12 protein-coding genes and 1 pseudogene are annotated in these 12523 nt (G+C 65.4%); 11 read left to right on the forward strand and 2 right to left on the reverse strand.

Translation table 11 applies throughout. The annotated features are described in order from the left end of the window. Positions 1–219 precede the first annotated feature (219 nt). Positions 220–1374, forward strand: coding sequence for an acyltransferase family protein (locus tag ACQY4S_RS13830; RefSeq protein WP_428485775.1), 1155 nt, complete (start codon positions 220–222; stop codon positions 1372–1374). An 86-nt stretch (positions 1375–1460) separates the two neighbouring features. Here the strand turns inward: ACQY4S_RS13830 and ACQY4S_RS13835 are convergent, their stop codons facing one another. Beyond that, on the reverse strand, positions 1461–2594 hold the full coding sequence (locus ACQY4S_RS13835) for an ISAs1 family transposase (protein WP_428483659.1): 1134 nt from the start codon (positions 2592–2594) through the stop codon (positions 1461–1463). A 246-nt stretch (positions 2595–2840) separates the two neighbouring features. Between ACQY4S_RS13835 and rpmH the strand changes: the two genes are divergently transcribed. From rpmH to ACQY4S_RS13885, 10 genes and pseudogenes are all read left to right on the forward strand, one after another. Continuing rightward, the gene (gene rpmH / locus ACQY4S_RS13840; protein WP_428485776.1) at positions 2841–2975 is read left to right on the forward strand and encodes a large ribosomal subunit protein bL34; all 135 of its coding nucleotides are present in this window, start codon (positions 2841–2843) and stop codon (positions 2973–2975) included. Positions 2976–3033: 58 nt separating this feature from the next. Beyond that, positions 3034–3369: a ribonuclease P protein component gene (gene rnpA / locus ACQY4S_RS13845; protein WP_428486278.1), complete on the forward strand. Its 336-nt coding sequence runs from the start codon at positions 3034–3036 to the stop codon at positions 3367–3369. Beyond that, positions 3366–3653 (forward strand): membrane protein insertion efficiency factor YidD, encoded by a 288-nt coding sequence (gene yidD / locus ACQY4S_RS13850; protein WP_428485777.1) that lies wholly within the window; start codon positions 3366–3368, stop codon positions 3651–3653. Before rnpA ends, yidD begins: the two co-directional genes overlap by 4 nt. Further along, entirely contained in the window at positions 3653–5428 is a 1776-nt protein-coding gene (gene yidC / locus ACQY4S_RS13855; RefSeq protein ID WP_428485778.1) for a membrane protein insertase YidC, read from the forward strand. Before yidD ends, yidC begins: the two co-directional genes overlap by 1 nt. Further along, a complete protein-coding gene (gene yihA, locus ACQY4S_RS13860; RefSeq protein ID WP_428485779.1) occupies positions 5374–6210 on the forward strand; it encodes a ribosome biogenesis GTP-binding protein YihA/YsxC in 837 nt (278 codons plus the stop codon). Before yidC ends, yihA begins: the two co-directional genes overlap by 55 nt. After that, complete coding sequence (locus tag ACQY4S_RS13865; RefSeq protein WP_428485780.1) at positions 6140–8287, forward strand: hypothetical protein; 2148 nt, start codon at positions 6140–6142, stop codon at positions 8285–8287. The genes yihA and ACQY4S_RS13865 overlap by 71 nt, the downstream gene beginning before the upstream one ends. A 190-nt stretch (positions 8288–8477) precedes the next feature. Further along, positions 8478–9926 carry a 4-hydroxyphenylacetate 3-monooxygenase, oxygenase component gene (hpaB, locus tag ACQY4S_RS13870; protein WP_428485781.1) on the forward strand — a complete coding sequence of 483 codons (1449 nt, stop codon included), beginning with the start codon at positions 8478–8480 and terminating at the stop codon, positions 9924–9926. 244 nt (positions 9927–10170) lie between these two features. Beyond that, a pseudogene (locus ACQY4S_RS13875) lies at positions 10171–10590 on the forward strand (PAS-domain containing protein); the annotation flags it as partial. Positions 10591–10665: 75 nt separating this feature from the next. Further along, positions 10666–11346, forward strand: coding sequence for a diguanylate cyclase domain-containing protein (locus ACQY4S_RS13880; protein WP_428486279.1), 681 nt, complete (start codon positions 10666–10668; stop codon positions 11344–11346). Between the two features lie 237 nt (positions 11347–11583). Continuing rightward, entirely contained in the window at positions 11584–12012 is a 429-nt protein-coding gene (locus ACQY4S_RS13885) for a GNAT family N-acetyltransferase (protein WP_428485782.1), read from the forward strand. A 36-nt stretch (positions 12013–12048) separates the two neighbouring features. On the opposite strand, the gene ACQY4S_RS13890 is transcribed toward ACQY4S_RS13885, so the two are convergent. After that, positions 12049–12516, reverse strand: coding sequence for a BLUF domain-containing protein (locus ACQY4S_RS13890; protein WP_428485783.1), 468 nt, complete (start codon positions 12514–12516; stop codon positions 12049–12051). Positions 12517–12523 lie beyond the last annotated feature (7 nt).

The following is a 12523-nucleotide window of genomic DNA, read 5'->3' on the forward strand; positions in this document are numbered from 1 at the left end:
TCGTCCGTCCAGACTAAAAAAGGCGGCCCGCGGAGGCGAACCTCGCGAAAGCCGCCCCTTGGTCGGACGACGAGAAATGATGGACCGATAAGTAGCGCGCGGCGCCCATCATTGCAAGGCTTCGCATCTTGTTAACCTTTATCCGGCATGTTTCGCCGCATGAAACGCCCCCGATGAAACGCCCCTTGAAACGCCTGGCCACATGAAGCGCCTGGTCACATGAAGCGCCTGGAATGCCTGGACGGGCTTCGCGGCGCGCTCGCGGTCTACGTCCTGTTCGGCCACATGGCCCCGTTCGCCACGTTGCCAGCATGGCTGCAGGATGGCGTGTCGCACGGCGAGGCCGCGGTGGACATGTTCTTCATCCTGAGCGGCCTGGTGATCACCCAGTCGCTGGATCGCGCCGGCGGCCGAGCGGTGCCGTTTTTGATGGCCCGGGCAGCGCGCATCTTTCCGGTGTTCGTCCCGGTGTTCGTCGTCGCGGTGCTAATCCAGCCGGGCTCATGCGGCTTCGACCGCATGCCCTGGATCGGTCCCGACAACGCCGCGCGGACGATCTGCGTGACGGACTGGCCGCATGCCTGGCCGGCCGCGATCGCGGCGCATCTGACGATGACCCACGGCTTGTTGCCGAACGGCGTGCTGCCCCATGTCTGGGTCAGCTTCCTCGGTGCCGCCTGGAGCCTTTCCACCGAATGGCAATTCTACCTGCTGGCTCTGCTGGCCAGCCGCGGCGGCGCCAGCCGGCTGACAGGTGGGCTGATGCTGCTGGCGATCGTCGGGGTCGCCTGGCAGCAGGCAACGCCGGAGAGCTGGCAGTTCAGCCGCGCCTTCCTGGCGAACAAGGCACATTTCTTCGCCCTGGGCGTGGCCAGCCTCGCGGTGGTGCGCCAGCGCCGTGGCGCGCTTGTCATCTATGGCGTGACGCTGGCGGCCAGCCTGGCGGTGTGTGCCAGCTATGCGATGTTCGGCAAGATGCTGCCGCCGCTGGTCTGGACGCTGTGCCTGACGGTGCAGATGCGGCAGGCCACACCAGGGCTGCGATGGTTCGCCGGACTGCTGCGCTGCCAGGCGGCGCAGTACCTCGGGGCGATCTCCTACTGCATCTATCTGGTCAACGAACCGATCCACAAGGTGCTCGCCGCTACCCTGAGCAGGCTTGCGGATGGTGACCCGGTGGTCTTCACGGCGCTATGGCTGCCCAGCGCGATCGTGCTGCCGATCCTGCTGTCGGCCTGGCTGCACACCCATGTCGAAATGCCGGCCTTGCGCTGGGGACGCGGCGCGGCCGGTGCGGCGTTGCGCGCGCGGCTTCCGGTCGGCGCAAGGATACCGGCGGCGCCAGCCACTGCCCGGTCAACGCGATCATCGTAACACCTCGGTCCAAGGCCACAGGGTAACAGCCGATCGCCCAGCGGCGCGTGTCATGCCAGCGGCGCCAGGGGAATCGCTTGAGTGTCTCATGCGATGCGCCGGATGACGTTTTCCAGATAATCCTGATTCCAGCCGGCCTTTTTACGGCGGTTCTTAAAGCTGGTGACGGGTTTCGCCTGGTTCAGTAAATTCATGGCAGTATGTTTCACGACCGCCATGTTGGCAGGGCCATGAGCGGTGCGCAGGCGCGCCAAATCGTCGTGGAATACCACATCCAGCACCCAGTGCAGCCGGTTCTCAATGCCCCAGTGGCTCCGCACGACCCTGGCGAGGGTCTCGGCACTGAGTTTGGTTGAGCACAGGTAGTATCGGGTTTCTGTCTGGATAACGCCGCCCCGCTCGGTTTCGCTTTCGATCATGCCGATGGCGGTCAGGCCAGGGAATGCAAATTCGCCCGGATGACGCCGCTCGGCGAACAGCCAGTTGATGTCGTGGCAGATCGTATGGCGGCGGGTTTCGATCCGGCCATGGTCGCCATCGACGGTCTCGAAGCTTTGCAGCGTCAGCGTTGGTGGTGGATCGGCAAAGACGGTTTCCACTTCGGCATAGGTCGCTGGCCAGTTCTCCTTCAAGGCCAGCACGTAATCGCCACCACCCTCGATGATCGTCTGGGCAATCTCCTTCTGCGTGCCCATGGCATCGATGGTCACCAACGCGCCGGCCAGTTCCAGACGACGCAGCAGCACAGGAATGGCGGTGATCTCATTGGATTTCGCCGACACCGCCTCTTGTCCAAGGACCAATCGCTGACGCGTCGCCCAGGCGGACACCGTATGCAGCGGCAGACGCCCTTTGCCGCGGGCATGGCTGCGACGCGAGGTCTTGCCATCGATCGCGATAATCTCGGGCGTGTCAGTCCGCAACCCGTCTACCCAGGTCAGGAAACATGTCTTGAACAGCTCAGGATCAATCGCCGCGATCACGTCGCACAATGTGTCGTGGCTCGGGATGCCGTGCTTGAACGGCAGAAAACGGCGGAGGAAGCCCTGGCGTTCGCTGCCCCACAGGCTGATTTCGACAAAGTCGTCCGCACCGGCGATGGTCCCGCAGAGCATCAGCAACAGGATTTCCGGTAGAGGATATAGCACCTTCGTCGCTTGGCGCGGGTCCCGGAGGGCCGCGAAGTGGGACAAGAAGCAGGGCTGGCTTGGCATGGACATAGAGACCTCCTGATGAGAGGCTTCCTATGAATCCGATTCTAGCCCGCACGGGAATCCCTCAACCACTCAAGCGATCGCCCTGCCAGCGGCGCGCGTGATGATTGACGCACAAGAACCGCGCCCGTATAAGCCGCCGCTTCCGACGGGCCGCTCTCACCGGCGCACTCGTTGTCATACCTGCATGGACGCTGCCCGCCTGGCCGTTGCCTGAACGGCTTCCGGCCAAGCGGTTTCTGGAGAGTAGTCGTGAAGCGCACGTATCAACCGTCCAAGCTGGTCCGCAAACGTCGGCACGGGTTTCGCGCCCGCATGGAAACCGTGGGCGGTCGCAAGGTCCTGGCCAATCGACGTGCCAAGGGCCGCAAGCGCCTGTCCGCCTGATCAGGCCGCGGATGCTGGTGTGCCGTCCGTGCCAGCCGAAGCCTCATCGCGCCCCGCGATCAAGCCAGGCCGCCTGAAGCGGCGGGCGGAGTTTCTGCGCGTGGCCGCCTCCGGCCGGAAGGCGGCGACTGGCGGTGTCGTGCTTCAGGTCCTGATCCGGCGGGACGAGGAGCCGGCCAGACTGGGTTTCACCGTGACCCGCAAGGTTGGTAACGCTGTTGTGCGTAATCGCACGCGGCGGCGGCTGAAAGAAGCCGCCCGTCTGCTGTTGAAGGAATGCCCGGTGTGCGGCGCGGATCTGGTACTGATCGGGCGGGACAGCACCCGCAAGCGGAATTTTCGTGCGCTGCAAGCCGACATCAGGCGCGCGCTGGACAGGAATGGCGTGACATGACACAGGCTGCGTCCGTTGAACCTCATCCGGTCGGGCCGGCTGCCGCGGTGGGCATTGGTGCGGTCCGCGTCTATCAGTGGACGCTGCGTCCGTTCATTGGGCGGAATTGCCGGTTCTGGCCAAGCTGCAGCGACTATGCCGTCGATGCGCTGCGCCTGCATGGCGCGCTGAAGGGTTCGGCGATGGCGACCAGGCGCATCCTGCGCTGCAATCCATGGCATGAAGGCGGCGTCGATCCGGTGCCGGGGCCGGACGCTCGCACAGACAGCCACATGGGGCACTGATGGACCAAAAACGGCTCTTCCTGGCGATCGCGGTGTCGCTGGCGATCCTTCTGGGGTTCCAGATGCTGGTGGCGCCGCATCTGCCGAAGCCGCCACCGCGGCCGGTCGCGGAACTGTCGGCACATGGCGCCGACTCGGCCACGCCAGGACCCCACCTGGACGCCGCCACGCCGGCCGAGGGCGGCCCCACCGGCGGTGCCGCGCCGTCCGCCGGATCCGCCGCCGCGATCCCAGCCAACGTGCCACGCGTGAAGATCGCCGCGTCCCGCATCGCCGGCTCCATCAGCCTGCTGGGCGCCCGCCTGGACGACCTGACCCTGACCCAGTATCGCGACACCATCGCCGCCGACTCGCCCGATGTGCGGCTGCTGGAACCACGGTCGCAGCCGCATCCGTACTACATCCAGTACGGCTGGACCGAGTCAGGCGGCAATCACCTGAAACTGCCGGACGATAATACCGTCTGGAGCGCTTCGGCCGATACGCTCAGCCCCGGCAGGCCGGTGACGCTGTCCTGGGACAACGGCGCCGGGCTGATCTTCCAGATCGAGATGGCGGTGGACGACGACTACATGTTCACCGTCCATCAGGTTGTGAAGAACAGCACCGGACAGCCGGTCGCCCTGTTTCCCTGGTCGCGCATCCGCCGCGACTACAAGCCGGAGGTTTCCGGCTACTACGTGCTGTTCGAGGGGCTGCTGGGCGTCACCAACGGCACGCTGCAGGAGGTCTCCTACGCCAAGGCCAAGAGCGACGGCGAAAAGAAGGACGGCCTCGCCTTCGACGCCACCTCGACCGGCGGCTGGGGCGGCATCACCGACAAGTACTGGCTGACCGCGCTGATCCCGGACGAAAGTGCGCCGGCCAAGGTGAACTTCCGCCACATCGACACGCAGGGCGACCACTACCAGGTGGACTACGTCACCACGGACCCGCAGACCGTGCCGGCCGGCGGGGCGGCGACGCTGACCACGCACGCCTTCGCCGGCGCCAAGGTGGTCACCCTGCTGGACCGCTACCAGGCCGAACTGCACATCCCCAGCTTCGACAAGGCGGTGGATTTCGGCTGGTTCTACTTCCTCACCAAGCCGATCTTCTTCGCGCTGGATTTCTTCAACGGCGTGCTGGGCAACTTCGGCCTGGCGATCATGGCGTTCACGCTGCTGGTGAAGCTGCTGTTCTTCCCGCTGGCCAACTACTCCTACCGCTCCATGAGCAAGATGAAGCTGCTGGCGCCGAAGATGACGGCGATGCGCGAACGCTACAAGGAAGAACCGCAGCGCATGCAGCAGGAGATGATGTCGCTGTACAAGACCGAGAAGGTGAACCCGGCCTCCGGCTGCCTGCCCATGGTGGTGCAGATCCCGGTGTTCTTCTCCTTATACAAGGTCATCTTCGTCACCATCGAGATGCGGCAGGCGCCGTTCTTCGGCTGGATCCATGACCTGTCGCAGATCGATCCGACCAATGTGTTCAACCTGTTCGGCCTGATCCCGTTCGATCCGTCGGCCTATGTGCCGCTGCTGCATCTGGGCGCCTGGCCGCTGATCATGGGCTGCACCATGTTCCTGCAGCAGAGGCTGAACCCGCCGCCGCCGGACCCGGTGCAGGCGAAGCTGTTCCAGTTCATGCCAATCATCTTCACCTTCATGATGGCGAAATTCCCGGCCGGCCTGATCATCTACTGGAGCTGGAACAACACGCTCTCGATCGGACAACAATGGCTCATTCAGCGACGCACCCGGCTGGCGAAACCCTCCCTGGCGCGGACCTGAGCGCCGCAGCGGCGGATAATGTCCAAGGCGGCGTTGTCCCAAGCGGCGTTGTGCAAGGCGGCGTTGTCCACCCGGCGGACCAGCCAGCCGCTCTGGAAGCCGGCCGGCTGCTGTTCGCGGCCGAGTGCCGGTTCTTCCACGGCGCCCAGACGCTGGACCAGGTTCCCCGCGTCGCCGGGCCGGAAGTCGCCTTCGCCGGCCGGTCGAACGTCGGCAAGTCCTCGCTGCTGAACGCATTGACCGGGCGAAAGGCACTGGCCCGCGCGTCATCCGAGCCGGGGCGCACGCGACAGTTGAACTTCTTTGATCTTGCCGGCGTGGTGACCCTGGTGGACATGCCGGGCTACGGCTACGCCCGCGCGTCGAAGGACATCAAGGCCGACTGGCAGGGCATGATGTTCGACTACCTGCGCGGCCGCCCCACCCTGCGCCGCGTCGTGCTGCTGCTGGACGCGCGGATCGAACTGAAGCAGGCCGACCGCGACGTGATGGACCTGCTCGACCGCGCGGCGGTGACGTTCCAGATCGTGCTGACCAAGGCGGACGGGCTGAAACCCCCGGCCCTGGCCCGCAAGCTACTGGAAGCCGAACAGCTCGCCGGTTCGCATTCCGCCGCGTTTCCGCGCGTGCTGCACACCAGCAGCCAATCCGGCGACGGTATCCCCGCGTTACGGGCAGAGTTGGCGACACTTCTTGACCTGGGGATCGGCGATGGCGAAGAAACCGCGGACGTGGAACCAAGCAAGGCTGAACGAGGCGGAGCCGCAGACAGAGCCGGATGACGTCGACCGGCTGCTGCTCGATCTGGCCTCGGCGCTGCTGGCGGAGTACTTCTTCGATCCGGACAACGAAGCGCGTTACCTGGAACTGTATCCGTCCAGGCGAGCACCGGCCGGCGCGCCCCCCTTGGCGCCCCCCTTGGCGGAGGAAACCTGTGGCTTCGGCGGCGGTGACCTGGACTGGCGGCTGGACGTCCTGGGCAATCGCAACGGCTTCCGCACGACGATGCACCATCCGGCGTTCTCCGCCAAGGTGGAAGGCACCTGGCAATTCCAGCGGGAAGCCCTTCGCCAGGGTCGTGTGGTGCAACGCAGCGGCCGGCCGGCCGCGATCACCGAAGCGGCGGAGGCCCTGCTGGACCATCTTTCCCGCTCCGATCCGTCCGAGGAGGAGCTCGAGGACCTGCTGGCGGCCCTGACGGAGGAGACGGAGTCGCCACTGATCGGCGACGACCCGCGGGAGCCGCCGCCGGCCACCAGTGGCGAACGCGACCGGCTCCGCTCGCTGGTGGGCCAGCTTGCCCGCAAGGCGGACAGCGAGCCGCGGATCGAGGACCGGGCCTGGCTGGAAATGACGCCGCAGACCCTGCCGGTGCTGACCGACCTGCTGGTGGAGGCGATGACCGCCCAGCCCCGGCATGACCGCCGCGTCGCCACCTGCCTGGCCCTGACGACCTTGCAGCTCGAATTCGTCCGCTACCGCCTGGATCGCGGCTGGGATTGGGCGGCGCGCATGTTGAACGACTACCAGCAGCGGCTGATCGCGCTTGGCAAGGCGGCCACGCTCGATCAGCCGGACTGGTTCGCCATGGCTACCGCGCTGAGCGAGGCACGGGTTCCGGTTTCCGACGCGATCCAGACCGCGCTGGCCGAGGCCGGCATGACCATCGCCAACCCGGGTCCGCCGGAAGAGATGATGGCGGCGCTGCGCGGCCTGTCGGACGAGCTGGCTTCGATGGCCGACTCGCCGTTCGAGATCATCGAGGCACTGAAGGCGGCTGGCGCGGTGATGCCGGCGACATTGCGCTGCTTCATGGCGACCGAACTGGCGCTGTCGCCGCACGCGGTGCTGCGCGAGGCGGTGCCGATGATGCTGCTCGACAGCGACGCCGGCGTGCGGCGGGCCGCCGCGGCGGCGATGGCGCAGACCGCCGGCGCGGATACGGTATCGCCGGATTGGCTGCGGCGCGCGATCACGCTGCGCAACTGGATCCCGCAGGCGGACCGGCCTGAACTAGACCATGCGATCCGCAAGGCCCGCGCCGCCGGCGTGCCGATCGGTGCGTGGCCGGGCGCCGTTGCGGCGAATGGGATCGCCTGCCACGCGTCCATGGTGGATGGCTCCGGCGCGCAAAGCATCCTGGCGGTCAGCCGCACCGGCCGAAAAGGCCTGGTAGCGGGACTGCTGCTGAAGCATGGTGTCGGGGTCGTGGACTCCTGGCTGGATACCGAGGTGACACGTGCCAGCATCAACAAGATGCTGCGCGACATCCGCGGCGAGGTTCCGTTCGACGAGGTGGACCGATCCTATCTGGACACTGCGGTGCAGCACGCCATCGCCACGGCTCTGACGCATGGCTCGGTGCCGGGCGAAAAGCTGCTGGCGATCGCCGAAAGCGCCGGCGGCGCGGAGTGGAAGGATCGCCGGCTGGATGTCGCCGCTGAAGCCGAGCAGCTATTTGCCGCGCTGCCGGCGGATGACCGGACGCCGGCTGGCGTGGAAGCGGCGCTGGCGCGGGGTGTGGCATGGATGTCGCGGCAGCCGATAGCTACATCATGGTTCGAGGACAATCCGACCGTCCGGCGCGTCATCGCCAAGGTGCCGCGCCGGGACAACGTCGGCGCGGCGCGCCTAGTGCTGAGCGAGATTCTCACAGGCTCGCGCATGGCCTGGGCGGAGCGGTTCCTGCTGATGGCGCTGTGGTGCCAGGCCGCGACCACCCAGGCACATCGGGTCTGGACGCGGGATTTTGTCATCCTGACCCACGCCCTGACCGGCACCCGGCCGCTGGAAACAATCCCGATCATGACCAGCATCGCCACGCAGACCGTCATGGCCGCACGGACGGGTGGGTGGTGAGGAAGGCGGGGGCGCTGCCCGCCATCTCCCCTTGGGACCCCGCCAAGGGCTGACGCCCTTGGAACCCATTTAGGGGATCAAAGGGGCATCCGCCCCTTTGCGGGTCCAGGGCAGCGCCCTGGCCTTCCTTTCCGCCTTGACCCAACCCGCCCCTCCCCCGACAGTCGTGCCGTTGCAACGGGAGGCACGGATGCCGGCACGGACGGGTACGGACTATCTGGCTGGTCTGCGTGATCGGCGGACCGAGGTCTGGCTGCGGGGCGAACGGGTAACGGACGTGACCGCGCATCCCGGCCTCGCCAGCGGGGCGCAGGCCATCGCGTCGTTGTACGACCTGCAATGCGACCCGGCGCGGCGCGACGCGATGACCTTCGCGGACGCTGACAGCGGGGAGACGCTGGGGCTGTCGTTCATCATCCCCCGCACCCGGCAAGACCTGGAACGCCGGCGAGTCATGATGCTGAACTGGGCGCGCACCACCTGCGGCATGATGGGCCGCTCCCCCGACTTCATGAACGTGACCTTCGCCTGCTGGGCCGGAACGGCGGACTACTTCGGCCGTGGCAAGCCGGAATTCGCCGACAACATGCGGCGCTATCATCAGTACATCGCCGGCAACGACTTAGTGCTGACGCATGCGCTGATCAACCTGCAGCGCAGCCGCACCGTCGACGGCATGTTCAACCTGCAGGAAGGCACCGCCTTGCAGGTAGTCAAGGAAGCCTCCGCCGGCCTGACCGTGCGCGGCGCCCGCGTGCTGGCCACGCTCGGCCCGCTGGCCGACGAGATCGCGGTCTACTCGCCACGCGTGGCGCAGCATCTGAAGCATTACAGCCCGTTCGCGCTGAACTTCGCCATCCCCTGCGACACGCCGGGCCTGCGCTTCCTCTGCCGCGACAGCCTCGATCAAGGCAAATCCCATTTCGACCATCCGCTCGGCTCGCGCTTCGAGGAAATGGACAGCATTGTCTTCTTCGACGACGTGCTGGTGCCGTGGGAGCGGGTGTTCATCCACGGCGATGTCGGGCTGCTGAACGGTACTGCATCGGTGACGCATTCCTCGGCGCACACGGCGCATCAGGGCTGCGCCAAGAACCTGGCGAAGTGCGAACTGGTGCTGGGCGTCGCCCTGCTGATGACCGAGACGCTGGGCAACGGCCGCGTGCCGCACGTCGAGGAACGCATCGGCGAACTGGTGATGTATGCCGAACTGATGCGCGCCTGCATGCGCGCGGCCGAGGCGGATGCCGAACTGGACGAATTCGGCGTGATGTGCCCTGCCCCGCTGCCGGCGGAAACAACGCGCAACCTGTTCATGACCGCCTACCCGCGCATGGTGGAGATCCTGCAGCTTCTGGGCTCCTCCAGCCTGATGATCCTGCCGACGGAAGCCGACATGAACGGTCCCCTGGCCGGTCATATCGAACAATACCTGGCGACCGACGGCAGTTCGGCGCAGCAGCGGGTGCGGCTGTTCCACCTGGCATGGGACATCGCGTGCAGCTCCTTCGGCAGCCGGCAGGTGCTGTACGAGCGCTTTTTCGCCTCCGATCCGCTGACCCGCGCCCGGGCGCTGGCGGGCATGTTCCCGAAGCGGCAGGTGACCGACCGGGTGCTGGATTTCCTGGCGCGGGAATGAGTGAGGCGTTCGGGGTGTGAGTCGGCATCACGAGATGGCGCCGCCAACGTGTCACTTTTTCCGCCGGTTGATATGCTTGACCGGAAAATTAACCCAAACTTAAGGTCTCTTTTGTATTTGGCGTCGGCGATTATGCCGAAGTATTGGTTCGACAGGGCAGCAACACGAAGAATACCTTGCCAGGCCAGCTTGGGGTCTATGGTGAATCATTGCAGGGGCACCCATGCGAGCCGCCAAGGAACAGATGCCATGTCAGGTAAGCTCCGGCAGCGCGACGCTGCTCTCGTCAATCGCGACCGCCCCGGAACGCATCTCGATATCAGGTCACCCGCGCCTCGATAACCCTGCGACACTTGACGGGACTCAGTTGCGCGATCTCGCGCTGGATCGCATCCGGCAAGGTCTGTGTGTGTTTGACGGCCAACAGCGCTTGCTGCTGTTCAATCGGCAATATGCCCAGATGTACGACCTCGATCCGAGCCAGCTCTGGATCGGCATGACGCTTCGCGACGTGGTCGACCTTCGTTACGCCGCTGGCACCGGGCCATTGATGCCGCCTGAACAATATGCCGCCTGGCGCGATCGTGTCGGGGTCGCGGACCGCGTCACCGACACGGAGGTGACCCTGGGAAACGGCTGTGTGCATGCCATCCATCATGAGCCTACCTCAGGGGGCGGGTGGGTCGCTACATTCGAGGACATCAGCGAACGGCGTCGGGCAGAGGCACGCGTCCGCCATATGGCGCATCATGATGCGCTGACCGATCTACCCAATCGCAGCTTGTTCGGGGAGCGCCTGGAACGCACCCTCGGGCGCCTGCGCGGGGAGAGCTGCCTAGAGGATTCTCGACCCGATCCCGCGGAACAAGACTGGCTGATCGCCGTATTGTTTCTTGACCTTGACAATTTTAAGAACGTAAATGATGCCTTGGGCCATGCGGCGGGCGACGAACTCCTGCGGCAGGCGGCGATGCGGATCGGCCGCTGCCTGCGCAGTCAGGATACTTTGGCCCGACTAGGCGGCGATGAGTTTGCCGTGCTTCTGGAAGGCCTGACCACGGTGGAACAAGCCGCGGACGTCGGGCAGCGGGTTGTGGTGGCCTTATCTGTTCCCTTCATGCTGAATGGGAACTCGGCAAATGTCGGCATCAGTGTCGGCATTGCCTTGTGCACGCGTGACATGGACGCTGATAGCGCTGTGCTGCTGCGACAGGCCGATCACGCACTATACGATGCCAAGGCGCAGGGGCGAGGCACTTACTGCTTCTTCGACAATGGAATAGATGTCCTGCCCGATCGTGCGCGCGCGCCAGGGAAGAAAATCCAGACATATCAGGAAGAGAGGGGACTAGTCGAGCATCGAAGTGGGTCTGGCGTATCCGCGGAATTTCTGCAGGCTTCTTCTCTTTTGAAGGCGTGAATCATGTGATCAGGCAAAGGTTAGACCGTGGTCGGACACCGGCGATGACGCGACCTTAAACGATCACGCTCCCAGGCCACGGTCATGGCGCGATCAGTGAAGCTCCGCATCGGACTAGAAGCGGAAGGCACGGCGGAGTCGCCCGCGGTGTCGGGCGAATTGCCGAGGTTCGTTGTATTCGGGAGTCGGCATGCCTAGGGTACGGCTTCCTCATCAGGTAGCCAGGCGTATTGTCCAATGCAGAGCAGCCAGTGGAAAATCACCGTCGAAGCTGATCCCGATGCGGCACTGCGCGCGGAGATCCTGGCGCCGCTCGTGGCGCACAACGAGGCCGCCGCCGGGCCTGGACGCTGGGGCACGTTGGCAATTACAGTACGGGATTCCGGCGACAAGGTCGTCGGTGGCCTTTGGGGTCAGACTGGCTACGGATTTCTGTTCGTGGAACTTCTTGCCCTCGGTCCGGCAAAGGGCCTGGGTCTTGGCCGCGAAGTGATGATGCTTGCCGAAGCCGAGGCGAAGCGACGAGGCCTGCTGGGAATCTGGCTGGACACCTGGACGTTTCAGGCACCGGATTTCTACCCGAAGCTGGGCTTCGTCGAATGCGGCCGGATCACTGATTACCCGCCAAGGCATGATCGCATCTTTTACGTGAAGCGATTTGCCTGAATTCGCGGCAGATGCCTGAGCGGCGGCCAGCGCCCGTCATGCCGCGATCCACTCGTCCTCCCGCCGAACCAGCCTTTCCAGCAGCCGCAGCAGATCGCCGCCGGTGGATGCGCGCTCTCCGGTGAACGTGGCGTCGGACAGCAGGTGCGCCAGCGGATCGACCCGATCGGAGCGTATATCGCCGCAGAACCCCATTGCCCAATCGGGAAAGCCGCGCCGTTCAATCGGCGTGAATGACAGCACCGAGACATCGGCGTGACGCGGATCGGCGCCGATCCGTTCGAAGGTGCGCTCCACGGTCTCGCGAGATCCCTCCAGAACCTGGGCGAAGCCGGACGCGGTGAACAGCAGGGCGCCGGTGACGTTGTCCGCCTTGTTCCGCCGCCGCGCCACATCCAGGATGGCGCGGATTTCCCGCTCCATGTCCACCGCCTGTCCCGCCGGCACGGCATGGGCAATGACATTGCGGCTGCAATACAGCAGCCGGTAGAGCGCTCCAGCCATACGATCT

This window comes from Rhodopila sp., from assembly GCF_965276935.1.
GTDB lineage: Bacteria > Pseudomonadota > Alphaproteobacteria > Acetobacterales > Acetobacteraceae > Rhodopila.

Bases quoted from the DNA above. Each gene is read 5' to 3' on its own strand.
- yidD (WP_428485777.1), top strand. From the start codon at position 3,366: ATGACACAGGCTGCGTCCGTTGAACCTCATCCGGTCGGGCCGGCTGCC.
- yihA (WP_428485779.1), top strand. From the start codon at position 5,374: ATGGCTCATTCAGCGACGCACCCGGCTGGCGAAACCCTCCCTGGCGCG.
- hpaB (WP_428485781.1), top strand. From the start codon at position 8,478: ATGCCGGCACGGACGGGTACGGACTATCTGGCTGGTCTGCGTGATCGG.
- ACQY4S_RS13865 (WP_428485780.1), top strand. From the start codon at position 6,140: ATGGCGAAGAAACCGCGGACGTGGAACCAAGCAAGGCTGAACGAGGCG.
- ACQY4S_RS13830 (WP_428485775.1), top strand. From the start codon at position 220: ATGAAGCGCCTGGAATGCCTGGACGGGCTTCGCGGCGCGCTCGCGGTC.
- yidC (WP_428485778.1), top strand. From the start codon at position 3,653: ATGGACCAAAAACGGCTCTTCCTGGCGATCGCGGTGTCGCTGGCGATC.
- ACQY4S_RS13885 (WP_428485782.1), top strand. From the start codon at position 11,584: ATGCAGAGCAGCCAGTGGAAAATCACCGTCGAAGCTGATCCCGATGCG.
- ACQY4S_RS13880 (WP_428486279.1), top strand. From the start codon at position 10,666: ATGGCGCATCATGATGCGCTGACCGATCTACCCAATCGCAGCTTGTTC.
- ACQY4S_RS13835 (WP_428483659.1), bottom strand. From the start codon at position 2,594: ATGTCCATGCCAAGCCAGCCCTGCTTCTTGTCCCACTTCGCGGCCCTC.
- ACQY4S_RS13890 (WP_428485783.1), bottom strand. From the start codon at position 12,516: ATGGCTGGAGCGCTCTACCGGCTGCTGTATTGCAGCCGCAATGTCATT.